A 22,453-nucleotide genomic window follows, 5' to 3' on the forward strand; every position below is an offset into this window, starting at 1 on the left:
TTCGGTTGGGAACCGCGAAAATATTAAGGACACCCAATTTCTGAGATTTCCGTAGACGACTGCGTATATTTTATGAGTTCGCGCCCTCAACCCCAACTATCGGTACCGGATCGCAAGCCGGCCGCCCCCTCAAACTCGACCAAAGTCCTCAGCCCGGCACGGCGCTTCCCGCTGGAGGCAGAAACCCTGCGCAACTTCTTGCGCAAAATGGTCACGCTGCGGGAGTTCGAGCACTTGGGCTACCGGGAGTTCAAGAATGGCCTGATCCGCGGCTACTACCATTCCTATGCCGGCCAGGAAGCGGTGGGGGTGGGCTTCTTCCACGCTATTGACCTGAGCCGCGACTACATTGTCGACAACTACCGGGACCACGGCCATATGCTGCTGTCCGGCATGGACCCGATGCGGATCTACGCCGAGCTGTTCGGGCGGCGAACGGGCGTGGCCAAAGGCAAGGGCGGTAGCATGCATATGTACAGCCCGGAAGAGCATTTTCTGGGCGGCGACGGCATCGTGGGCGGACCACTTTCGATCGCCACTGGCGTAGGACTGGCGCTGAAGCAACAGAAAAAGGACGGCGTCGCCGTTTGCTTTTTCGGCGATGGCGCGCTCGATACCGGAACCTTCCACGAATCGCTGAATATGGCGTCGCTGTTCAAGGTGCCGACCGCTTACGTCTGCATCAACAACCAGTACAGTATGGGCACCAGCCTGGAACGGCATTCGGCGGTGACGAAGCTGGTGGACCGCGCCCGCGGCTACGGCATGCCCACCGAGCAGGTGGATGGACAGGACGTGTGGGCAACCACCGAAGCGGCGGCGCGGATTTTAAATACGGTGCGGGACAAGCAGCGGCCCTATTTCGTGGAAGTGTTGACCTATCGTTATGACGGCCACGGGATTCATGACAAGACGCTGAACTACCGCAGCATTGAGGAAGAGACGTCGTGGCATGAGCGCGACCCGCTGAAGCTGCTGAGCGATTACATGATGGAAGAAAAGATTGTGAGCCACGGCGACATCGAGAAGCTGCGCAAGGACGTCATCGCCGAGCTGGAAGCGAAGGTGGCCGAAGCCAAGAAGGGTGAAGAACCGGCGCCGGAAGAGCTGCTCCACGACGTGCTGCAATAGGCGCAGGCAGACGAGGAAACTTTTGTGATTGTGAAAAAATCCATGCACGAAGCGCTGAACATGGCGCTGCGCGAGGAGATGGCCCGTGACGAGCGGGTGGTGGTTCTGGGCGAAGAAGTGGCCCAGTACAACGGCGTGCACTACGTCACCCGGGGTCTGTTCGACGAGTTCGGCGGCGACCGCGTGATCGATACGCCGATTTCGGAAGAGAGCTTCGTCGGCATGGGCGTGGGCATGGCGACCATGGGCCAGCGGCCGGTGGTCGAGCTGATGCGCATTGACTTCGGGCTGCGCGCCATGGACCAGATTTACAACCACATGGCCAAAATCCGGTACATGTCGGGCGGCCGGCTTTCGGTGCCGATGGTCCTGCGAGGACCCGAAGGACCGGGGCCAAACTCCGGCCTGACGGCGCAGCACGGGCAGCAGTTGACGGTGCTGTTTGCGCACTGCCCCGGGCTGCGGGTTGTGAGCCCGTCGAATCAGTACGACGCCAAAGGCATGCTGAAGTCTGCCATCCGGAGTGATGATCCGGTGGTGTTTTTGGAACCAGGTCCCCTGAACAACAAGCAGGGCGACGTGGACGACAGCGAGTATCTGGTGCCGATCGACAAGGCGGACATTAAGCGCCCCGGCGACGACGTAACCCTCGTCGGTTACGGCGCCAGCACGGCGCTCTGTCTGGAAGCGGCACGCGAGCTGGAGCGCGACGGCATTTCAGCCGAAGTGGTCGACATGCGCTGCCTGCGGCCCATCGACATGGGCCCGGCGCTGGCATCGCTGAAGAAGACGAATCGCGCCGTGGTCGCCGACTACGCCTGGCAGAGTTATGGCCCCTCGGCCGAGATCGTGACCCGGCTGAGTACCGACGGCTTCTGGGATCTGGAAACGCCCGTGCGGCGCGTCTGCGGCAAGGAAACCCCACTGCCCTACGCGGCAAATCTCGAAGAGCTGAGCAAGCCCAACGTGGACGAGATCATCGCCGCCGCAAAAGCGACGCTGAGCTGATCAGCGGGTCAGCTTGTCAGCGGATCAGCACGGCAGACCTGGCGATTCACGGTAAACTTTGAGAGCAGTGCGGTGCGGCTGAATCGCTGATTCGCTGATTCGCTGAGCCGCTACAGCAGTTTGGTTTTCCCTTCGGCTTCGAGCTGCTGGACGAGCTTGCCGACTTTTTGAGATTGGGAGCGGGGGACGATCAGCAGGGCGTCAGGGGTCTCGACCACGACCAGATCGCTGAGGCCGACGATGGCAACGGTTTTGCCGTCCACGTTAATAAAATTGTTGGCGGCGTCCAGTTCGACCACATCGCCGGCCTGAGCCACCGTACCGCCGTGGGGCGCGAGCTGTTCATAGAGCGACTGCCAGCTCCCCAGGTCCGTCCAGCCCAGATTGGCCGAGGGGACGCAGACGATATTGCGGCTGCGCTCCATGACGGCGTAGTCGATGGAGATGTTTTCACACTCCGGATACCAGCGTTCGAGCACCGCTCCCAGCTTCGAGCGGGGCGCTTCGGCGATACGGCGGAGGATTTCGGCGGTTGCGGGGAGAAATTCGGCCAAGGCCTCCAGAATACTGGAGGTGCGCCAGAGGAACAGACCGGCATTCCAGAAGTAATGGCCGGCTTCGACGAACTCACGCGCCTGCGCGAGGCTGGGTTTTTCGGTGAAGCGCTGCACGCGCAGCGCGTGCGCTTTGGAACGCGGGTCGTGAACGGCCTCGATATAGCCGTAGCCGGTTTCGGGGCGCGTGGGCTCAATGCCCAGCACCACGAGCTTGCCGGGGCGCTGCGCTTCTTTGATCGCCACGCGGGCGAGAGCAACGAATTTCTCCTCGTTGGCAATAAAGGCGTCAGAGGGAAACACCCCCATATTGACGTCGCCGCGGGCGCGCAGAATCAGCTCGGCGCCAAGGCCGATGGCCGGGGCCGTGTTGCGGCCGACCGGCTCGGCAATCACCTGCGCAGCCGGCACTTGCGGGACTTGCCGCAGCACCGCCGGACGGAGCTCGCGGTTGGTCATGATCCAGATGTCTTCGGGCGAGGCCAGCAGCGGCTGGAGGCGGTCAATGGTGCGCTCCAGCATGGTCCGGCCGCCCAGGATTGGAAGGATTTGCTTGGCGGCGGCACGGCGGCTTTTCGGCCAGAAGCGGGTTCCCCGGCCTCCGGCCAGAATCAGGGCACAAAAGCCGGTTGGTTTAGTGGCCGGTGTGGGCACGATGGCAGAATAGCAGGATTTAGCGGCGTTTCCCCTTAAAATTCAGAAAGATGGATCTCATGAACGACCCCAAACGCTATGCCCGCGAGCGCTTCTGGCTGGGCCTTTTTTCCGGCGGCTTCAATCTGCTGCTGCTGGTGCTGTTGCTGGTGACGGGCTTCAGCATTGCAATTGCGCGCTGGTGCTCGGGTGCGCCCGCGCTCGTCGTGCTCGAGTACGTGCTGCTGGTCGGCGCCGGCTTTCAGGTGCTGGACCTGCCCAGCGCCTGGCTGGGGCGGCGCATTGAGATCCGCTACGGCATGAACCGCCAGAGCGTGGGTTCATGGCTGTGGGACGAAACCAAAAGCGCGTTGCTGGCGGCGGTGCTGGGCGTGGGTGCGACCGAGCTGGTCTACTGGCTGCTGCGGGCTTCGCCTGAGCATTGGTGGCTGTGGGCGTGGGCGGCGTTCGCAGTAGTCATGGTAGGGCTGGCACAGTTGGGGCCGGTGCTGCTGTTGCCGCTGTTTTTCAAGTTGCGGCCAATGACGGAAGAGAATGAAAACGATGCACCCCTGGTACGGCGCCTGGAAGGCACCTACGCCGGCCTGCGGGCAAAGAACCCGAAGCTGCCGAAGCTGCATGGCATATTCGAGTGGAAGCTGGGCGAGAAAAGCGCCAAGGCCAATGCCGCCTTGACCGGCTTGGGGCGAACCCGCCGGGTCATCATCAGCGACACGCTGCTGGAAGGCTCGCCGGTGGAAGAGATTGAAGCCGTGTTCGTGCATGAGCTGGGCCATCACGTCCATCACGACATCTGGCGCGGGCTGGGCTTTCAGACGGCGCTCAGCTTGCTGGGCTTTTGGCTGGCGCACGTCGTGCTGGCGGCGCTGGTGGGGCCGCTGCGGCTGCAGGGCATTGCCGACGTGGCGGGCGGGCCGCTGCTGGTGCTGGTGTTCAGCGTATTGGGATTGCTGCTGCTACCGGTGAGCAATGCCTTTGTGCGGGCGATGGAACGCAACGCGGATGACTACTCGTTCGCCACGCTGGGCACGGCCGCGCCGCTGCTGGCAGGTCTGCGGCGGCTGGCGGAAAAGAATCTGGCGGAAGTCGAGCCGCCGCGCTGGAAGGAATGGCTGCTGTACTCGCACCCGTCGATTGCCACGCGCATCCGCCGGGGCGAAGCCTGGCAGTCAGCGCGGCAGGCTGCCGGCAGCGAGCTCGCCTAGTTCGGAGAACGTAAAGCCGCCGTGTCCGGCGAGGAAGGCATATTCGTCGAGCAAGGTGCAACCGAAGATGCCCGGGTCGTCGGAGCTGATAGCCACGCGGATACCGCGGCGGTAATAGAGATGCGCCGGGTGAAGCGTGCCTTCCGGCCAGGCGCCGGTCTTGAAGTTCGAGGTCGGGCAGATGTCGAGCACGACCTGGCGCTGCGCCAGCTCGTCGAGAAGCCGTTCGTCCTCGAAGGCATGTAGTCCATGGCCAATGCGATCCGGGTGCAGATGGCGGAGCGCATCCCAGATGGAAGCCGCGCCGCAGGTTTCCCCGGCATGAATAGTGGTGCGCAGGCCGTGAGCCCGGGCGCGGCCGTAGCCGGCTGCAAACTCGGCTGCGGAGCGCTGCGTCTCGTCGCCGCCAATGCCGATGCCGGCGACCGCACCTGACGGTTGCAGCCGGATCGCCCAATTGACAACCTGCTCAAACGGCTCAGCACCGAACTGACGCACGGCATCCAACACCCAACGGATGCGCACGCTGCTCGCGGCTTCGGCTTCCACGCGGGCCTGCTCGATCGCTTCCCAGTAGGGCTCGACAGGAACGCCGCGCCAGAGCAGTATGCCCACCGAGAAGAAGACTTCGGCGTAGACGGCGCCCTGCGCATGCAAGTAGTCCGCGAGGGCAAGCACCGCGGTGGCGTAGTCGGCCGGCGAGTCGAGCAGCAGGCTGGCGGTCTTAATCGCCGTGATGAAGCCGCTGAAGTCGTGGAACTGATACAGGCGCTGACACGCCGCCAGATCGCACAGACCGTGGGGCCGGCCCTGTCGCTGCGCCAACGCCCACAAGGTTTGCGGCGAAAGGCTGCCTTCCAGGTGCAGGTGCAGTTCGGCTTTGGGGATGCGACGAAGCTGCTCGCGTTCGGCGGGCGTCATGCAGGCAGCTCGGCGAGCAGGCGGTCGATTTCGTCCGGGGTGTTATAGAGGTGCGGGGCAACCCGCACCCAGGGGCCGCGCTGGGAACAGAGAATCCCGGCGGCTTCGAGCCGCGGGACCAGGCTGGCGGCCTCTTCGCGCGGGTGCTGAAAGCTGGTGATGCCGCTGCGCACGCTGCGGTCGTCGGACAATAAAGCGAGAGTGCAGCCGCGCTGGTCCAGACCGTCGGCAAGGCGCTGGCCCAGGTCGAGGATATGGTTTGCAGCGGTATCCGCGCCCGCTGACAGCAACAGCTTGATGGCCGCACCCATGCCGAGCAGCACGGTTCTGTTTACGGCGCCGCATTCGAAGCGCGCCGCGCCGGCGCGCCAGTGCATAATCCCCGTTTGTGCCGCGCGCTGGGCGGCATCGAAGTCGAGATAGTTGTCGACCGAAAGCCAGCCGGGCTCGGGCGGCGTGAGTTGCTCGAGCAGAGCGGGATGGACGTACAGAAATCCCGCGCCCTCGGGACAAGTCAGCCACTTGTGGCTGCCGCAAGCGAGCGCGTGGATGCCGCAGCGGGTCACGTCGAGCGGAAACGCTCCCAAACCTTGAATGCCATCCACCACGAGCCATGTTCCGGTTTCGCGGCAAATGGCGCCGATAGCTTCGAGCGGAGCGCGAAAGCCGCTCAAATACTGCACGAAGCTGATGGCCAGCACTTTCGCGCCGCGGCAGGCGGCGCGCACTTGATTGAGATCGGTTAGCGCGGCCGTGGGCAGCAGCTCGACGTTTACGCCCCGGCCCCGCAGTGCGAGCCAAGGATAGAGGTTGGCTGGAAATTCACACTCGAACGTCACCACCCGCTCACCCGGGCGCCAGGCAAGACCATTGGCAATAGTCAACAGGCCTTCGGTGGTGTTTTTAGTCAGGGCAATATCGGCGGCAGTAGCGCCAATAAGGCCGCCAAGGGTGGCGCGCACGCCCTCCTGCGTCTCCAGCCACTGCATGAAGTGCAGGGCGCCAAACTCGGCTTGATCGGCCAAATGGGCCTCCATCGCCTGGCGGGTACTCGTAGCTACCGGCGCAATAGCGGCGTGGTTGAAGTAGGCATAATGCCGGGAGACGGGAAACTGGTCGCGGATTTCGGAAAGCAGCATGTCTCATTATGAGTGGCACGGCCACCTCTTTTTGGAGCCGCCCTCCCGGTGGTCGGGCTGTGGCCGAGCGTCGCTCCCCTGCAACGGACGCCCACTGGCGCTCAGGGCGTCTCCAAGTTGCCGCGTTTGGCGCGGGGCTCGGCAGGGCCGAGTGACCCGCTTGCGCTTGGCAGGGCTGGGGGCTCGCCCCTGCCAAGCATTAAGGGTAACGCCGGAGCGGGAACTCAACGTCCTACCTTGGTAGACGTATACTTGGAGCAAGGAAGTCTGATCCCCCATGAAGCGCGCCCGTCTCCGTTCGCTCGCCCTCGGGCTCATTTTCGCTCTGGCCATTCCGCTGGCCGCGCAAAGCGCCAACGAAAAGAACCTCAAGGATATCGGCCATCGCGGTGTGGGCGACGGGATGAACTTCTATTCCGTCGAAAAGTCTATTGCGCTGGGCAAGCAGTTGGCCGAACAAGTGGAGGCGACCGCGCGCATTCAGAAGGATCCGGAGATCAACGAATACATCAATCGACTGGCCCAAAATCTGGTGCGGCACTCCGATGCTAAAGTGCCCTTTACCGTACGGATTCTGGAGTCGCCCCAAGTCAACGCCGCGGCATTGCCGGGTGGCTACTTTTTCGTGAACACGGGGCTGATACTGGCGGCCGACAATGAAGCAGAGCTGGCGGGCGTGATGGCGCATGAAATTGCGCATGTAGCGGCGCGGCACGCCACCCGCAATCTCACGAAGGCGAGATTGATCGACTACGCGACGTTACCGCTGATTTTCGTTGGCGGCGGCATTGGACTTGCGGGACGGAGTCTGGCGGAGGTCGCCATCCCCATGAGCTTCATGAAATTCAGCCGCGGTGACGAACGCGAGGCCGATTACCTGGGCTTGCAATACATGTATGAAGCGGGCTACGACCCGCAGGCATTTGTGCAGATGTTCGAGAAGCTGCTGTCCAAGGAAAAAAAGCAGCCGGGAACCATCGCCAAGGCGTTTTCCTCGCACCCGCCCACGCCCGCACGCATTAAGGACTCGGAAAAGGAAATCGATTCTTTGCTGCCCTCGCGGCCGGAATACATCCTGAACACCTCGAACTTCAACAAGATCAAGGCCCGCCTGGCCATGCTGGAGCACGTGGACGACACCAACCTGAAGCTGCATGGTACCGGGCGGCCCAGCCTGATCCGGCCGAATGGCTCGGCCGCGCCGGCAGGCAAACCCACTCTCAAGCGCCGGCCCGGCGGCGGTGGCGGTGGCGGCGGCGGCAACTAGGCGACGGATAAACCGGCCGCGCTAGCCAGGGCGCGCTGGCGCTTGTCAAAGGACAAAAACATCTCGGCCTTTAACTCGATCGCCGCAGCCACATGAAGCAGGTCCAGCGATCGAACGCCATGGCGGTGCGTATGTGCGAGCGCCAGCTCGGCCGCGGTCGTGTATGTAGCGTCGGAAAGAGGCGCACAGATGTAAAGGCCGGAATCGCGATCTCTCGCGATCGCCGCACGGGCCGCTGCAGCCTCGACGGCCGCGATTTCCTGGCGAAAGATGCGCAACTGGATGGCGTTGACCAACTCGAGCTCGTTCAGTGGGGTCAGTAGAATGCCGCCGCGGCAACGGACCAGAGCTTTCGTGGCAGCGGCGGAGTAGATCTCCGGAGCGTAGAGTGGGACGAGGGCACTGGTGTCCCAATAAGCTCTCACCATCGCTCGTCCCGCTCGCGGCGCAACAGCGTCGCGGTACTCGGCTTGAGGATCTTATTCCCATAGATCTGGCGCAGGCGTCCCAGGATGTCGGGCATCTCGACCGCATCCGCCGTGGACTCTGGAGCCAGGCGCGCAATACGGCGGCCACGGCGGGTGATCGCCACGGTTTCGCCAGCGCGAAGCCAGCGCTCAATCGTCGGAAAGCGGTAGCGCAGGTCCCGAATGGAGGCTGTCTTCATGTGATCCATCGTAGCATCACATAGAGGATCAGCGGTTTGGTAGTCTGAGAGATTGGCGGATCAAGCGACGCTCAACCCGGAGCAGGCGGTGAGCTACCCGGAGGGGTGGACGCGCTGGATGATCGCCATTGCCGTGATGGCCAGCGCGGTTATGGAGCTGGTCGACACCTCCGCGGTCAACGTCAGCATTCCCTACATGGCCGGCAACCTCTCGGCCAGCATTGACGAAGCGACCTGGGTGCTCACCTCCTACCTGGTCTCGAACGCCATCATGCTGCCGCTGACGGGCTGGCTGTCGGCGCGGTTTGGGCGCAAGCGTTTGCTGCTGACCGCGGTGACCGGATTCACCTGCGCCAGCATTCTCTGCGGCCTGGCGCCGTCGCTGCCGCTGTTGATTAGCTTCCGGGTGCTGCAAGGAGGCTTTGGCGGCTTGTTGCAGCCGATCACGCGCGCGATCTTATTGGAGTCATTTCCGCGCGAGGAGCGCGGGCACGCCATGGCCATGTGGGGCGTAGGCATCGTCGTGGCGCCCATCGTGGCGCCGCTACTGGGCGGCTGGCTGACGACGGATTACTCCTGGCGCTGGGTGTTTTTCATCAACGTACCGGTGAGCATCTTTGCCCTGACGATGGTCAACGCTTATGTCTTCGACCCGTCCTACCTGAAGCGCATCAAGCAAGGCGCCGATACCTGGGGCATTATTCTGCTCGCCTTTGGGATTGCTGCGCTGCAGGTCGTGCTCGACAAAGGCCAGGAAGCCGACTGGTTCAGCTCGCATCTGATCGTTGTGGGCGCGGTGATCGCCGCCGTGTGCCTGGTGGCGTTTGTGATCTGGGAGCTGCGCGCACCCAACCCCGTCGTCCATTTGCGGCTGCTCAAGTACCGTACGTTTGGCACCGCCTGCGCACTGTCGCTGATTCTGTTTTTTGTGCTCTACGGCAGCATCCTGCTGCTGCCGCTGTTCATGCAGGAAGTGCTGAACTTCCCGGCGGTGACCGCGGGCGTCTGGAACATGCCGCGCGGCATCGCCACCATGATCGGCATGCCGATCGTCGGAATTCTGATCGGCAAGCGCTGGGACATGCGCGGCATGCTGTTTTGCGGGTTGGTGGCGTCAGCGATTGGCGTGCTGATGTTCGGCCAATTGAATGGGCAGTCGGGCCCTTGGGGATTCTTCTGGCCGCAGATTGTGATGGGGGCGGGGCTGTCGCTGGTCTTTGTGCCCTTTGCCACTATCAGCGTGGACCCGATTCCGAATCCCGAGATGGGCTACGCCACCAGCATCACCGGGCTGACGCGGAATCTGGGTTCGAGCTTCGGGATTTCGGTGATGGCGACGGCCCTGTCGCGCGGGGAACAGGCGCACCATGCGCGCCTGGTCGCACACGTGAATTCCGCCAACCCGATCAGCTCGATGCTCCACAGCGCCATCGCCCAGGGGCTGCTGCGCGACGGATCCAGCATCGCGCAGGCGGCGCAGCAAGCCTGGGGCGTGCTGCAAGGCGAGGTTATGCGGCAGGCGACGGTGCTCAGCTATCTCGACGCCTTCCGGGCGCTGGCCATCATCTTTTTCATCGCCTCGCCGCTGGTGTTTCTGATGAAGCAACCGAAGTTTGACAAAGGGGCAGGGGCCAGGGGCCAGGGGTCAGCGTAGCGGCGACAGTCAGCAAGTCAGCGAATCAGCTTGGGATGGCGCTGCGGCTACTTCGCGGGGATAGTAAAGGGCTTGCCCTTTTCGCCGACCTGGAAGACGAGCACTTCGGCGGGTTCGGTGGCGCTGAGGTTGCGCATCATGCGATGCACATGCATGGGCGGTTCGTAGAAGTAATCGCCGGCGCGGTAGGTTTTGGGCTGGCCGGGATCGACCTGGTTCTCGATTGAACCCTTCAGGATGTAGGCGAACACTGGGCCGGTATGCTCGTGCGGATGGCCGTGCTCGCCGGGAGCGAGCGTCAGAATGATGACGCTGGCCTCGGCGTTGGGCATGGGCGCCAGCGGCTCACGCATGAGGGTGCGCACGGGGGTGTGTTTCCCGGATTGCGCGGCCGCAAGCGCCGGCAGAGCCAGGGGGAGCGTGAGCAGGCCGGCGGCGGCCGAGAGCAGCGCGGTGTTGGCTTCGCGTCGTGTCATTGGGGTGAGTCCTCCTTGTAAAGCTTGGTGCCGGGATGGAATTCCGACCATGCAAACCAGAATTCTGGTTCCAGAATGAGCGAGCGCAGGCGCGCGCCGCGCAGGCGGCCAGAGAGGCAAACGCCATAGGCGTTCCAGAGGGAGTGCGTTTCCCGGTCGCGCAGGCGCGACGCGCCGGGGTTGGCAGCCTGGAAATGCAAATGGCGGCCGCGAGCTTCGGCGATGAAGGCGGTGGTGGTGTCGGAGGCGGGCTGATGCACCAACAGCACCGGCACACTGCCGAGCTGATCGTTGACGACCGGCGTTTTATTGAGCGCGGCCACGGCATAGGCTTTGACGACGCCACCCGCCTCAAGGCCCACAATCGTAGCGCGCGGCGGCAAGCGGTCATCATGGCCGAACGCGCCCTTGGGCGCACCGCCGCCGGCATTGACGATGCCCTGATCCAGAATCTGGTTCATGCGCCCGAGGCGGGCGGCGTAGCCGGGCAAAGGCTGGAGCACCTGTGTCTGCGGATGCTTGCGGCGCCATTCGCTCCACTTCGTGAGCTGGAACGGATACAGCTCGAGGTGCGTGCCCTTCAACGGCCCACTGATGGCGCTTGCGGTGGACTGCAGCCAGCGGCTACCGGTCTGGCGGTCGCGAAAGACTTCATTACCGCCATCGGCACCGGCGGTATCGAACTGCAGCACGCGACCTTTTACAGCGGCCCTGAACACGAGGGCCGTATTGCAGTAGCTTCACCAGGTGACGGTGATCGGTCCATCGGGCATCTGGTCTTCGACGATGCCGTGCTGCGCCACAATCGCGGCTGGATAGGCGCGCGAAACGCCATCCTCGCTAACGCCAATGAGCAGATTCGAGGGTGCGAGAAAGCTGGCCTGCGCCGCAGCGACAAAATGGGGATGGTCGATGGGACGGTAGGGCAAAGGCTGCTGCGCCGGCAACACGCCAACGGTCGCGAACCCCACGGCGATGAGGAACAGCAACCTCATGGGGCCATTATGCACCCCGCTACTGATAAACGATATAGATCGGGCGCGGCGAGAGCGCCAGAATTTCTGCCGGCGTCATCAGGTGATGGCCCCACTTCATGTCGTTGTGGTAGAAGAGCTTGAAGCCTGTGAACTGAACCGGCTGGTGCTCGATGAAATCGCGATAAGCGGCCTTCTTGTCACTGGGTGAGCCGAACCCATCCATATCCATCACGACCTCGACTTGCGGTCGCGGCTTGATGGCGCGGTAGTCGGTGACCATCGCCTGGGTGAAGCGGTGGACGACGAGAACTTTCGGCGGCAGGTGATTCTGCTCGACGATATTGGCCAGCCAGCGAACGGCAAAATCAATGTCGGAACCGCTGAGCGTGCCGCGCCACACGCCAGGGCGATGGCCATGCACCAGTGCGAATTCCGGGTCAATCGCCAGCTCGACGTTGGGCAACTTCATGTAGGGTTCAAGGCGCGGCAACTCCTGCTGCAGGCTGCTCCAGCCAGGTTGCACATCGAGGAACACCAGGCCATGCGCCTGATCGGCCATGTGAATGGCTTTCTCGATCTGCGCGGCGGGCATGCGCAGGCGGTAGTCGCCATCCGGGCCGCGGGATGCCTGCGCTGACACGGCAATGTAGTCCAGCGCAGGAATCACGGGCGTCGCGGGATCAGCCTCCGTCCAGGCGTTGACCACGGTTTGCAGTTTGGTGAGAACATCGGCCGGCGGGTACTGGCCGAGAATGCCCATCTGCGTGGAGTAGAAATTGCCGTAATAGGCGACGATGCGGTGAAAGGGCAGCAGCGCACCCGCATCGGGATAAGCGGCATGCACGGGCCACAACGGCTTGGGACACGGCCGCAAAGGCGCCACCTTCTTCCGGTGCGGCTTGTGTTTGGAGGGCGCGCCGATCGGCTCAGCAGGGGGATCGACCGGGGTGGCAACCGCTCCCGGCGGCAGGCAATGGGTCTGCGGACGCCGATTCGCCAGCGCCAGCATTTTCGCGTTGTAAGCCGCTTCGTTGACCGTCGGCACGGGGGCAGATGGCGCTTGCCCGGCGGCACCGATGGCCACGACAGCTAGAACCAAGAACGAAACAAAAATCTTAATGCCCTTCACATAATCAGTTTAAACGGCTGCTCTGCTGCTGGGCAGTAGCAGGTGAGGCGCGGTGCCGGTGGCTCGCCACTTTTTGCCCTGGTCGCTCCCGTTGGTCGCTTGGAGTGCGGGCTTCGATTCCCGGCAGGGTCCGCCCGCTGGCGCTCAGGGATCCTCCGAGCTGCCGCCGAAGGATTTTTTTGAGAAACCTTTTCCGTGCGGGCCGGTATATAGGGATAGCCATGTTGCCGGATCTCCGCCATGCCCTGCGGCAGTTGCGCAAAGCGCCACTGTTTACCATTACCGCCGTCGTGACGCTGATGCTGGGCATCGGGGCGACCACCGCGATCTTCACGCTCGTCCAGGGGATCCTGCTGCGCAAGCTGCCGGTCGCCAGCCCCAACCAGCTCTATCGGGTGGGCGACACCGGCGACTGCTGCGTGAACGGCGGCTTTGTCGGCAACAACGGCGACTTCGACATTTTTTCCTATGCGCTCTATAAGCGTCTGGAGGCGGCTTCCAAGCCCGAGTTCACCTCGCTCGCAGCGGTGTTTGCCGGCCAGGGGCGCTGGCCGGTGCGGCGGGGCGCGAACTTTGCGGCTTCGCTGAGCGGGCAATTGGTCTCGGGGAACTTTTTCCCCACACTGGGGATCAACGCCTTCGCCGGACGGTTGCTGACGCCTGCCGATGATCAGCCGGGAGCCGCACCGGTTGCCGTGCTCAGCTACGCCGCCTGGCAGAACGAGTTTGGCGGTGACCGGCACATCGTCGGCTCGACCATCTCGATCAAGGCCCATCCGTTTACCGTGGTGGGCGTTGCGCCACCAGGCTTCTACGGCGCACGCATGAGCGCTGCGCCGCCGGCGGTGTGGCTGCCGCTGCAGGCGCAGCCGGTCATCTGGGGCCAAACCGACCCGGCGACCACGCTGCTGAACCTGCCCAGCGCCAACTGGCTGTATCCCATCGGGCGGGTGCGGCCGGGAACCAATATCAAGGCCGTCCAAGCCAAGCTCTCGGCTGCGCTGCGCCACTGGCTGGCGGCACAGCCGTCGTACACGGCCAATGGCGGCGCGTCCATCATTCCCAAGCAACATGTGGTAGTCGTGCCCGCGGCCGGCGGGGTGCAGAACCTGCAGCAGGAGTCCGGCGCAGGTCTGAAGCTACTGTTGGCGCTGGTGGGGGTGCTGCTGCTCATTGCCTGCGCCAACGTCGCCAACATGATGCTGGCGCGCGCGACCACGCGGCGGGGCGAAATCGCGCTGCGCATGGCGCTGGGCGAGAGCCGGGCGCGGCTGCTGCGGCGCATGTTGACGGAAAGCGTACTGCTCGCCTGCATGGGCGGGCTGGCCGGTCTGGCGCTGGCCTACGGCGGCGCGCGCCTGATTCTGGCGCTGGCCTTTCCGGAGGCGGTGAACTCGGCAATCGCTACCGCACCCTCCTGGCCGGTGCTGGCCTTTGCCTTTGGCGTATCGCTGTTCACCGGCATTCTGTTCGGACTGGCGCCCGCCTGGGCCGCCAGCCACGCGCAGCCGGCCGAGGCGCTGCGGGGCGCCAACCGCTCGACCCGCGACCGCTCATCGCTGTCGCAATACGCGCTGGTGATTTTCCAGGTCGCGCTCTCGCTGGTGCTGTTGGTGGGAGCGCTGATCACGGCACGCTCGCTGGCCAACGTGGAGAACCAGAACTTCGGCCTGACCACGGCGCAGCGCTGGGTGGTGCATTGGGATGAAGCCGGCGCCGGCTACACTCCCGTGACGGCGCAGGTGCTCAACCGGCGGCTGACGGACGCGTTTGCGGCGCTGCCGGGCGTGGCGCACGTCGGCCTCGGAATGTACAGCCCGCTCGAGGATGATAACTGGGGCGAATGCGTCATTCAGGAAGGCCATCCTGCGCCCGGTCCGCACGACCGTTGCGGCTCGAGCTGGGACCGGGTAAGTCCCGGCTTTCTCGCCTCGGTAGGCGTACCGATTCTCCAGGGGCGTGATTTCACGGCGCAGGACACGGCATCCTCGCCCGAAGTCGCCCTGGTGAATCAGGCGTTCGCCAAGCAGTTCTTTCCGCATCAGGACGCCGTCGGACAGCACTTCGGCATTGATTACCCGCAATACTCGGGCAGCTTCACCATCGTCGGCGTCTTCCGCGACTTCAAGCTCAACAACCCCCGCCGGCCGGTCCGGCCGCTGTTCCTGCGGCCCATGACACAGTATTACAGCGGCTATACCCAGCCCGGCATGAAGGCCACCGAAGACGGCTCGATGTTCATGGGAGCCATGGTAGTGGACTTCAGCCATCCGCCCGCGGCGGCACCGGCGCTGTTGCGGCGCACGCTCAGTGACATCGACCCGAACCTGATCGTATCCGACCTGCGCACGTTTCAAAGCCAGGTCGCGGGCAATTTCAACCAGGACCGGCTGCTGGCCACGCTCGCCAGTTTGTTCGGCGTGCTGGCGCTGATTCTGGCGGTGATCGGCCTCTATGGCGTCACCGCCTATCTGGTGGCGCGGCGGACCAATGAGATTGGCGTGCGCATGGCGCTGGGCGCTTCGCGCGTGCGGATTGTGCGCATGGTGCTGCGCGGGGTCGGCGTGCAGGCGGCGATCGGCATTGGCGTTGGCATTCCGGCGGCGATATTGACCGCGCGCCTGATGGCCAGCCAGATGTATGGCGTGGGGGCGTATGACCCGCGCGCGCTGGCGGCCGGCGCCATCGTGCTGGTGATCTGCGCGCTGGCGGCAGGACTGATTCCCGCGCGCCGCGCCGCAAGAATTGATCCGATCCGAACGCTCAAAGCTGAATGAGCGATTCGCTGGCGGCAGCTTGGAGGAGCCATGAGCGCCAGCGGGCGGACCCTGCCGGGAATCGAAGCCCGCACTCCAAGCGACCATCGGGAGCGACCAGGGCAAAAAGTGGCGAGCCACTCAGCGCTGCGCGGCCGACCAGTAGAGGGCGTCGAAGAGCATGGGCATGGTGGCGCGCGTCTGGGCACGGTGCTGCGGGCGAATGCCAAACAGCACGATTTTGCCCGGATGCAGATTCACCGTGACCACCGCCGCGCGACCCACCAGGTAGCTCTCGCCGCGCAGCCAGCCGGAGGCGTTGACCTCGGCATTGGGAAAGCGGGCGGCGACCGCCGTGGTTTGCGAGGCAAACCCATTGGTCAGCTCAAAAAAGGGCGTGTTGATGTAGAACGCCCAGGTGCCGGATGCCATGCCCAAGCCCACGGGATTGGTGGTGTCGACCTGCAGGTGAACAATCGAGCCGGGGCCGAAAAATTGCTCGCGCGATAGCGTGTGTTTGATGTCCTGCACGCCGATGGGCAGTTTGTTGATGAGCAGGTTAGTGGCGTTGCCCATGGCCACCAGTTCCCCACCGTCGCGGACGAATGCGGCCAGGGCATTCCAGCCGGCGTCGCCGATGCCGCCGCGATAGGGCTCCGGCAGCGCGGGCCAGTTGTTGCCTTTCAGAATGCTCTGGGCGGTTTGGTCGGGCAGGACGATAACGTCGAAGCGGGCGTGAAGATTGCCGGCGGCGACATCGGCATTGTGCAGCGTCGTATACGCCAGGCCGTAATGGTCGAAGACCCAGCGCGTCCAGCCCTCGTCCATGTTGGCGGTGAAGGACTGGTACATGCCGACGCGGGGCTGGTGAATCGTCCAGCCGGATGAGGGCGCAGGCAGGGTGGCATTGTCTACGGTAAAACCCGCGGTGGCTTGCCGCCACTGCGCCGCCGAAGCCGCTGCGGATGCGATGGCGGGCGCGGCGCCCGAGGCAGCGGCCAGATGGACGCTGAGGCCTTCGCGGAGCAGGCGATTGATCACTTCATCACCGGTCACGCCGGTATAGGCGAAACGCCAGCCACCGGAACCGTGCGCGGCGTTCAGACGGAAGCCGGGGTGCGCGACCGAGGCGCTGGTGAAATCAGACGGAAGCGGCGTGTGGGCGAAATTCACCGCGACGCCGAACTGCATGCCCAGCGACCAGGCCGAGACATCGTAGGGGGCTTCGGCGGGAGCGTTGGGCGCGCGCCGCACCAGCGGATAGACCTGCTTTTCTAGCATGTCTTTGGCATAGCGGCCGAAAACCTGAGCGAAGGGAACGACAAAAGTACCCGCCGGATAGCTATGCCCGTCATTACTAAAGGCCGCGGTCGCCTGGCGCACCTCGACGCCGCCCTCCTCCAGCTTGGCAACCAGATCGCGGACTTCATTGCCGTCCTGCTGGCCCGCCAGCGGAATGATGGCGGCGTAGCTGGGCTGGCGATCACCGAAGCCGAGCTTGCCTTCGCGGCCCAAAGCGATGGTGCGGGCATTGACGTCGTAGATGTTGTGCAGCAGCTCCTCGCGGCGCTGAGCGGCGGTTTGCAGCAGCGCGAAGGTCGCCGTCATTTCATAATCCACAATGTCCTTGAGCGTCCATTTGCCGCCCATCCAGGGCCGCGGATACTCGGTGCGGGAGTTGATATCGGTGGGCGCCGGCAGAATCGCGGTCGGCGAAGCGAAGGCGGCGGCGAAGCCTCCGCCGCGGCGTGGCGCCGGTCCGGCGATGGGCGTCGCTCCGGGCTTCGCCATGGCTTGCATGGTGGGAGTGGCGATGCGAACGCTGGCGGCTTCGGTCAACAAACCCACTTCGTTGTGCCACCAGCCCGCCCAGGCGAGCGCGCCTTCCCAGTAGTTGGTGTAGGTAGCATTGAAGATGACGCCGGTTTTGCCTTCGGCTTCAAGCGCGGCGGCCTGCGACTGGCCGTAGATGGTGTTGAGCCGGTAGATCAGCGGATCGACGTTGGGATTGATGGGATCGGTCGCCGGCATGGTGAACATGCGCGGTCCGGTCATACCCTGCTGGTGCTCATCGAGCCAGACCGACGGAAACCAGTCGTGCCAGAGGAGCTTGCCCAGCATCTGGGTTTCGCGCTGCGAGAACAGATACATGTCGCGGTTGTCGTCGTGGCCGACGTACTTCTGATACAGAAACGGCAGCGGGCCACCCTCCTGCGGCGTGCCCAGGTACTTGTCGTACCAGTTCGTCACCATGATCTGGCCATCGGGGTTTTGGGAGGGGATGAGCAGCAGGATGTCGTTATCGAGAATCGTGCGGGTCGCGGCGGAATTGTCGGTGGCGAGCTTGTAAACCGCATCCACGACCATCTGTGAGGAGCCGATTTCGGTGGAGTGGATATTGTTGGTGATCACCACCACGGCCTTGCCATCGCGGAAAATCTCGTCGCGCTGGGCAGGTGAGGGCTCGCCGCCCTGGAAATAAAGCTGCCGTTCGAGATCGCGGTAATGATCCAGGTTTTTCATGGTGGCGGCGGAGCTGACGATCACGACCACGTAGGGATTGCCTTCCGTGGTCGGGCCGAGATCGAGCACCTTGACACGGGCTGATTGCCGGGCAACATCGTGGAAATAGGCCACGATCTTGTCGTAGCGCGCCAGCTTGCGGTCCGCGCCCATGGCGAAGCCGAAGTACTGCGCCGGGGTGGGGATGCCCTGAGCGGCGGCAAAGGTTGCGAGCAGAAGACTGCAGAGGAGCCAGCGGCAGCGGAGTAGGCGCATAAGCGGGAAGCATACTAAAAAAGCCCGGCCCGGGAGCAGGAAATTGCGGTCATGTGGGCGTAGACGCCTGGAACCTGCAAGGGTATCTCTGCAAAATGGTGCAGTTTGGTGCATAATGGTGCCGTGGCAACGCGCGCGAGGAAATCGGTTCACCGCCAGTCGGTAACGCTGCCGGCCTCGACGGCCCGCCGGGTCAAAGCGCTGGCGCGGGAGAAGCGCACCAGTGCCAGCCAAATGCTGGCCCAACTCGTTGAGGCCGGCTTGGACGCGGAACAGGTGCGGCGGCAGCAATTCCTCAAACTGGCGCAGGACTTCCGTGCCGCATCCGACCCAGACGATGCCACGCGACTGGGAGAGGAACTCGGCCGCATGGTCTTCGGCGGCTGATGCCGCGCTTGGCGCGCTGGGACGCGTTTCCGCCGGCCTTACGCCGCCACCTGATGGAACGCATGCGCGAACGTGGCATAGGCTTGGAGGATCTGTACGAGCTCATGCACTGGGTGCGGTCGGCGCCGCTAGTCCCCGACGGGGACTGGTACAAAGACTTTGGGACTTTCAAGCTATGCGGCAACGGAGCGCTGCCCAAGACGTTCCTGCTCCCAGGCCAGATCGCCAAAGGCCAGAAACTCTAATCGGGGCCGCTCCCGGCTGCTGCACAGTCAGGCAGAGTGGCCACGAGTCTATTATTGGTATATCGCCCCCGAGCTGAGGCAGCGCCATGTCCCGATTGAATCCGCGAACCGTTGCAGTTTGCGCATCCGGTGCCGCCATCGTACTGCTCGGCGGATGGTGGGCGGCCTCGGCTGGCTACTTTGCTGCGGCAAGTCGAGAACTGCCCGCGAGCTACGTGGAGAGCACCGACTTGGCAGGGTGTTCGTGCCCTGGAATGGAAATCGGCGGGGCCCTGCGTACCTACTGGACTGGCGACGAGCTCAGGGTTTTGCTCGACGGGCACGTCCGGGGCCGCTATATCCGTCATGCGCCACCGGCGGCCTCGGTTTCGTCATCCGGCTGGCTGCCCCCGTTGCCGTGGGACAAGGGCGGCCCTGTGGCTCCTCGGGACGCTCTGGCGTCTTGCCGTTTTTACGCCGAGGTGCGGGGTGCACATGGCGTTGAGCTTGCGACTGTGCCGCTCTTGCTCACATGGGGCGATCCTCGCGGCAGCAGATTCTCGGGCGACGGCAGCGTGAGGCTCGACCGGCCCGCCGCAGCAAGGATCTCCAGTTGGGAACTTGCCACGAGCTGCGGGGGATGATAACGGATCAGGCGCGCGCACGGAGAAAACGTGGCGCGGTGAAACCGCAATGTTCTGAGACCGGGCGATTTTCCTGGCGAGCAGCTTGGGGCGGCGTCGCGCACAACCGGCGCTACCCCTCCGTGCCACAATGACGTTGTGCGAGAGTGGCGAAACTGGCAGACGCGCCAGACTTAGGATCTGGTCCCCGCAAGGGGTTGGGGGTTCGACTCCCCCCTCTCGCACCAGAAATCACCATGAAACACGTCCTGCGAGTCGCTCTTCTTTTCGCCGCTGCGGCCGGGTTGTCGCTGGCGCAGGCACAGGTGCAGCGGGTGGGAGCCTATGCGCCGCCGTCGGGGGTGGTGCATACGGCCTTTGAAAGCCCGGCGGCTACCGGCGTGGTGCTCGTGGGGCCGGGCAAGGGTCTGGGCAGCGCGCCGCCGGCGCCACAGAGGCGATTTTTCCCGGCGGGGTTGACTCCGGCGCAGATGCACGCCTGGTTCGAGAAGCACCGGCCCGCGCCGACGGAGGCCACCGATCCGCCGCGGCCCGCACCCCTGCCGCCGCCGTTTCCTGAGCTGGGGCCGGCGGAGCGGGCGGCCGAGCAGACGGCGATGGGCGATGCACCCGCAGCGCGACTGGTGGCCAGCTTCGACGGTCTGGGCTATGGCTTTCCAGGACAGCATCCGGAGCCAGCGCGCCGGCGCGGCGCGCTCGACCTGAGTCTGGCGGTAGGGCCGAAGCAGGTGGTTGAGATCATCAACTCGCAGATGGCGGTGTTCGACAAGCAGGGCAAGCTCCTCTATGGCGCGGTGCCGACCAATACGATCTTTGCGGGCTTTGGAGGCCGCTGCGCCACCACCAACAACGGCGATGCGGTGGTGCGCTACGACCAGCTCGCGCACCGCTGGCTGTTCGTGATGCCGATTTTCTCGCGGCCGCAAGGACAACCGAAGGGCGATTTCGGCATGTGCTACGCGGTCAGCACCAGCGCGAACGCGCTCGGCACCTATTATCGCTACGAGTTCCGGCGGCCGTATTTTCCGGATTACCCGCGGCCGGCGGTCTGGCCCGACGGTTACTACGTGCCCACCAGCTCGGGCGATGGCGTGATTCAGAAAATGGATTGCGTCGCTCAGCGCGCGCGCATGCTGAAGGGCGAGCCGGCGCAGGAACAGTGCGTGCTGATCGACGGCGTCAGCTTTCTGAATAATACCGACGTCGATGGCCCCACGCCGCCGCCCGCGGGCGAGGCCAACATCCTGATGGCCGACGGCGGCACGCAGCTTAAGAACATTTACGACAGCTCGGTGCTGTATTGGTTCAAGGTTCACGTCGACTGGAAAAATTTCAGGAAGACGACCGTGTCGCGCGGCCACCAGCTTGCCGTCGCGCCCTATCACTTCCTGTGCAATGGACAGCTAAGCAACTGTGTCCCCCAGTTGAACTCCAAAACCTACCTCGACTCGCAGGGTGACAAGCTCATGCAGCGGCTGGTGTACCGCCGCTGGGACGGGCACCAGTCGATACTGGCCGAGCATTCCGTGGATACCGCCGCGCATGCCGGCGGCGTGGACTGGTACGAGTTCCGGCTCGACCGGCAGGGCGATCCGGCGTTGTACCAGCAGGGCATTTACGCGCCCGACGACCACTATCGCTGGATGGCAAGCATGGATATGGACAAGTTCGGCGACATCGGCATCGGCTACTCCTACGGCGGGCCGGACGTGTACCCGGGCCAGCGCTTTGCAGCGCGGCGGGCGGGCGATCCACCGGGCAAGCTCACCATGCGCGAGACCGTGCTGGCGCAGGGCGGCGCGGCGCAGACGGGCAGCAATCGCTGGGAAGACTACACCACCATGGCCATGGACCCGAGCGACGACTGCACCTTCTGGTACGTGGGCGACTATCTCAAGCCCGGCGCGCCGGCATCAACCACGCGCATCGGCGCCTTCCGCCTGCCCGGCTGCCGGTGAGCTAGGCTGAGGTATGGGATCCTCGGTGCGAGCTACGCTTGACGGCAAGACCAGCGACGCGCTGGAGCGCCTGGTGGCACGCCTAGGCTGGAGCCGGTCAGAAGTGATCCAAGCGGCAATCCAGCAGTTCGAGGCAAGCCGTCCAACTGCCAGCCGGCACCGGGTCATCGGGACCGGACGATTCAAATCGGGGATCCCCGACCTGGCGACGAATAAGCAGCACATCGCAGACCTGGGCCGGTGACCGCACCATTCCTGCTGGCCACGAGCATCTCAGAACTGTTCCCACTTCAGGCCCGCCACGCGGCGAAACTCCGCGGCGTTGCGGCTGAGCAGGGTCAAGCCGCGCGCCAGCGCCTGGCCCGCGATGAGTACGTCATAGGGGCCGATGGGCGTGCCGGCAGCGGCCAGCTCGGCGCGAATGCGGCCAGCCTGGCGGGCGTCGTCGGACTCGAGCGCCAGCACCGGAAACTGCAAGGCGTCCACCAGCCGGGCGTTTTCGTCAACGCGCCGACTCCTGAAGGCTCCGTAATCGAGCTCGTGCAGGACAATGACGGAAATGGCGACGGCGCCGGGCAGCTCGCGGCGCACGCGCCGGTCCAGATCCTTCGAGGACTGGTTCAGCAAAGCGATGACGGCGTTGGAGTCCAGCAGGAAGCGGGGCGTGGTCACCGCCATAGCTTGTCCAGCTCGCGCCGCCGCTGGCCGCGGGGCCGTTCCGTGGCCGCCTTTTCAAAATCAGCGTCTACCGGTGCCACCAAGGCATCCAGCCATGCCCAGCTTTCCGGCAACGGTTCCAGCACGATGGCCGCACCGCGCCGGTGCACGCTCACTTGCTTGCCCGGCAGTCTGAACTCCTTGGGCAGCCGCACGGCCTGCGAACTGCCGGTCCAAAAGAGCTTGGCGAGCTTACGGGGCATATCT

General features: G+C 64.3%; 22 protein-coding genes and 1 tRNA gene. 11 read left to right on the plus strand and 12 right to left on the minus strand.

Translation table 11 applies throughout. From position 1 onward, the window contains the following. The first annotated feature begins 72 nt into the window (after positions 1-72). Both EPN33_05740 and EPN33_05745 read left to right on the plus strand, forming a co-directional pair. Positions 73-1,131, plus strand: coding sequence for a pyruvate dehydrogenase (acetyl-transferring) E1 component subunit alpha (locus EPN33_05740; protein ID TAN22997.1), 1,059 nt, complete (start codon positions 73-75; stop codon positions 1,129-1,131). A gap of 42 nt (positions 1,132-1,173) precedes the next feature. Next, positions 1,174-2,139: an alpha-ketoacid dehydrogenase subunit beta gene (locus tag EPN33_05745; protein TAN23148.1), complete on the plus strand. Its 966-nt coding sequence runs from the start codon at positions 1,174-1,176 to the stop codon at positions 2,137-2,139. Between the two features lie 110 nt (positions 2,140-2,249). Here EPN33_05745 and EPN33_05750 read toward each other — a convergent pair whose 3' ends face one another. Beyond that, positions 2,250-3,308: a mannose-1-phosphate guanylyltransferase gene (locus EPN33_05750; GenBank protein TAN23149.1), complete on the minus strand. Its 1,059-nt coding sequence runs from the start codon at positions 3,306-3,308 to the stop codon at positions 2,250-2,252. Positions 3,309-3,397: 89 nt separating this feature from the next. Here EPN33_05750 and EPN33_05755 point away from each other — a divergent pair, with 89 nt between their 5' ends. Further along, the gene (locus tag EPN33_05755; GenBank protein ID TAN22998.1) at positions 3,398-4,552 is read left to right on the plus strand and encodes a hypothetical protein; all 1,155 of its coding nucleotides are present in this window, start codon (positions 3,398-3,400) and stop codon (positions 4,550-4,552) included. Here EPN33_05755 and add read toward each other — a convergent pair. Both add and EPN33_05765 read right to left on the minus strand, forming a co-directional pair. Beyond that, entirely contained in the window at positions 4,517-5,473 is a 957-nt protein-coding gene (gene add, locus EPN33_05760; GenBank protein ID TAN22999.1) for an adenosine deaminase, read from the minus strand. The two genes, EPN33_05755 and add, sit on opposite strands and share 36 nt — an antisense overlap. Next, entirely contained in the window at positions 5,470-6,612 is a 1,143-nt protein-coding gene (locus EPN33_05765; GenBank protein ID TAN23000.1) for an aminotransferase class V-fold PLP-dependent enzyme, read from the minus strand. Before EPN33_05765 ends, add begins: the two co-directional genes overlap by 4 nt. Positions 6,613-6,889: 277 nt before the next feature. On the opposite strand from EPN33_05765, the gene EPN33_05770 reads away from it, so the two are divergent. After that, entirely contained in the window at positions 6,890-7,879 is a 990-nt protein-coding gene (locus EPN33_05770) for a peptidase M48 (GenBank protein TAN23001.1), read from the plus strand. Here the strand turns inward: EPN33_05770 and EPN33_05775 are convergent. Beyond that, positions 7,876-8,307 (minus strand): PIN domain-containing protein, encoded by a 432-nt coding sequence (locus EPN33_05775; protein ID TAN23002.1) that lies wholly within the window; start codon positions 8,305-8,307, stop codon positions 7,876-7,878. The two genes, EPN33_05770 and EPN33_05775, sit on opposite strands and share 4 nt — an antisense overlap. Continuing rightward, complete coding sequence (locus tag EPN33_05780; GenBank protein TAN23003.1) at positions 8,301-8,555, minus strand: prevent-host-death protein; 255 nt, start codon at positions 8,553-8,555, stop codon at positions 8,301-8,303. Before EPN33_05780 ends, EPN33_05775 begins: the two co-directional genes overlap by 7 nt. Positions 8,556-8,598: 43 nt before the next feature. Between EPN33_05780 and EPN33_05785 the strand changes: the two genes are divergently transcribed. Further along, entirely contained in the window at positions 8,599-10,200 is a 1,602-nt protein-coding gene (locus tag EPN33_05785; GenBank protein TAN23004.1) for a DHA2 family efflux MFS transporter permease subunit, read from the plus strand. A gap of 47 nt (positions 10,201-10,247) precedes the next feature. Here the strand turns inward: EPN33_05785 and EPN33_05790 are convergent, their stop codons facing one another. From EPN33_05790 to EPN33_05805, 4 genes are read right to left on the minus strand one after another with little or no spacing between them, the layout of a single operon-like run. Beyond that, a complete protein-coding gene (locus EPN33_05790) occupies positions 10,248-10,727 on the minus strand; it encodes a cupin domain-containing protein (protein TAN23005.1) in 480 nt (159 codons plus the stop codon). Further along, positions 10,673-11,395, minus strand: coding sequence for a DUF3179 domain-containing protein (locus EPN33_05795; GenBank protein TAN23006.1), 723 nt, complete (start codon positions 11,393-11,395; stop codon positions 10,673-10,675). The genes EPN33_05790 and EPN33_05795 overlap by 55 nt, the downstream gene beginning before the upstream one ends. 21 nt (positions 11,396-11,416) lie before the next feature. Continuing rightward, positions 11,417-11,671 carry a DUF3179 domain-containing protein gene (locus EPN33_05800; GenBank protein TAN23007.1) on the minus strand — a complete coding sequence of 85 codons (255 nt, stop codon included), beginning with the start codon at positions 11,669-11,671 and terminating at the stop codon, positions 11,417-11,419. Positions 11,672-11,690: 19 nt separating this feature from the next. Then, positions 11,691-12,782, minus strand: a complete 1,092-nt coding sequence (locus EPN33_05805; GenBank protein TAN23008.1) for a hypothetical protein — start codon at positions 12,780-12,782, stop codon at positions 11,691-11,693. A gap of 224 nt (positions 12,783-13,006) precedes the next feature. Between EPN33_05805 and EPN33_05810 the strand changes: the two genes are divergently transcribed. Then, positions 13,007-15,559 (plus strand): ABC transporter permease, encoded by a 2,553-nt coding sequence (locus tag EPN33_05810; protein ID TAN23150.1) that lies wholly within the window; start codon positions 13,007-13,009, stop codon positions 15,557-15,559. A 120-nt stretch (positions 15,560-15,679) separates the two neighbouring features. Here EPN33_05810 and EPN33_05815 read toward each other — a convergent pair whose 3' ends face one another. Then, positions 15,680-18,430, minus strand: a complete 2,751-nt coding sequence (locus tag EPN33_05815; GenBank protein TAN23009.1) for a hypothetical protein — start codon at positions 18,428-18,430, stop codon at positions 15,680-15,682. A gap of 9 nt (positions 18,431-18,439) precedes the next feature. On the opposite strand from EPN33_05815, the gene EPN33_05820 reads away from it, so the two are divergent. From EPN33_05820 to EPN33_05840, 5 genes are all read left to right on the plus strand, one after another. Next, positions 18,440-18,703: a hypothetical protein gene (locus EPN33_05820; protein ID TAN23010.1), complete on the plus strand. Its 264-nt coding sequence runs from the start codon at positions 18,440-18,442 to the stop codon at positions 18,701-18,703. An 8-nt stretch (positions 18,704-18,711) separates the two neighbouring features. After that, positions 18,712-18,948: a hypothetical protein gene (locus EPN33_05825; protein ID TAN23011.1), complete on the plus strand. Its 237-nt coding sequence runs from the start codon at positions 18,712-18,714 to the stop codon at positions 18,946-18,948. Positions 18,949-19,711: 763 nt separating this feature from the next. Then, positions 19,712-19,798, plus strand: a tRNA-Leu gene (locus tag EPN33_05830). A 9-nt stretch (positions 19,799-19,807) separates the two neighbouring features. Beyond that, positions 19,808-21,529, plus strand: coding sequence for a hypothetical protein (locus tag EPN33_05835; protein ID TAN23012.1), 1,722 nt, complete (start codon positions 19,808-19,810; stop codon positions 21,527-21,529). Between the two features lie 13 nt (positions 21,530-21,542). Beyond that, entirely contained in the window at positions 21,543-21,773 is a 231-nt protein-coding gene (locus EPN33_05840) for a ribbon-helix-helix protein, CopG family (GenBank protein TAN23013.1), read from the plus strand. Positions 21,774-21,802: 29 nt separating this feature from the next. Here EPN33_05840 and EPN33_05845 read toward each other — a convergent pair whose 3' ends face one another. Beyond that, positions 21,803-22,207, minus strand: coding sequence for a type II toxin-antitoxin system VapC family toxin (locus EPN33_05845; GenBank protein TAN23014.1), 405 nt, complete (start codon positions 22,205-22,207; stop codon positions 21,803-21,805). After that, positions 22,198-22,449 (minus strand): AbrB/MazE/SpoVT family DNA-binding domain-containing protein, encoded by a 252-nt coding sequence (locus tag EPN33_05850; GenBank protein TAN23015.1) that lies wholly within the window; start codon positions 22,447-22,449, stop codon positions 22,198-22,200. The genes EPN33_05845 and EPN33_05850 overlap by 10 nt, the downstream gene beginning before the upstream one ends. Positions 22,450-22,453: the final 4 nt, after the last annotated feature.

This window comes from Acidobacteriota bacterium (assembly GCA_004299485.1).
Lineage (GTDB): Bacteria > Acidobacteriota > Terriglobia > Terriglobales > SCQP01 > SCQP01.

Coding starts and splice junctions, on each gene's coding strand:
- EPN33_05740 (TAN22997.1), top strand. CDS start 73: ATGAGTTCGCGCCCTCAACCCCAACTATCGGTACCGGATCGCAAGCCG.
- EPN33_05745 (TAN23148.1), top strand. CDS start 1,174: ATGCACGAAGCGCTGAACATGGCGCTGCGCGAGGAGATGGCCCGTGAC.
- EPN33_05755 (TAN22998.1), top strand. CDS start 3,398: ATGGATCTCATGAACGACCCCAAACGCTATGCCCGCGAGCGCTTCTGG.
- add (TAN22999.1), bottom strand. CDS start 5,473: ATGACGCCCGCCGAACGCGAGCAGCTTCGTCGCATCCCCAAAGCCGAA.
- EPN33_05765 (TAN23000.1), bottom strand. CDS start 6,612: ATGCTGCTTTCCGAAATCCGCGACCAGTTTCCCGTCTCCCGGCATTAT.
- EPN33_05770 (TAN23001.1), top strand. CDS start 6,890: ATGAAGCGCGCCCGTCTCCGTTCGCTCGCCCTCGGGCTCATTTTCGCT.
- EPN33_05775 (TAN23002.1), bottom strand. CDS start 8,307: ATGGTGAGAGCTTATTGGGACACCAGTGCCCTCGTCCCACTCTACGCT.
- EPN33_05780 (TAN23003.1), bottom strand. CDS start 8,555: ATGGATCACATGAAGACAGCCTCCATTCGGGACCTGCGCTACCGCTTT.
- EPN33_05790 (TAN23005.1), bottom strand. CDS start 10,727: ATGGTCGGAATTCCATCCCGGCACCAAGCTTTACAAGGAGGACTCACC.
- EPN33_05800 (TAN23007.1), bottom strand. CDS start 11,671: ATGAGGTTGCTGTTCCTCATCGCCGTGGGGTTCGCGACCGTTGGCGTG.
- EPN33_05815 (TAN23009.1), bottom strand. CDS start 18,430: ATGCACCAAACTGCACCATTTTGCAGAGATACCCTTGCAGGTTCCAGG.
- EPN33_05835 (TAN23012.1), top strand. CDS start 19,808: ATGAAACACGTCCTGCGAGTCGCTCTTCTTTTCGCCGCTGCGGCCGGG.
- EPN33_05840 (TAN23013.1), top strand. CDS start 21,543: ATGGGATCCTCGGTGCGAGCTACGCTTGACGGCAAGACCAGCGACGCG.
- EPN33_05845 (TAN23014.1), bottom strand. CDS start 22,207: ATGGCGGTGACCACGCCCCGCTTCCTGCTGGACTCCAACGCCGTCATC.
- EPN33_05850 (TAN23015.1), bottom strand. CDS start 22,449: ATGCCCCGTAAGCTCGCCAAGCTCTTTTGGACCGGCAGTTCGCAGGCC.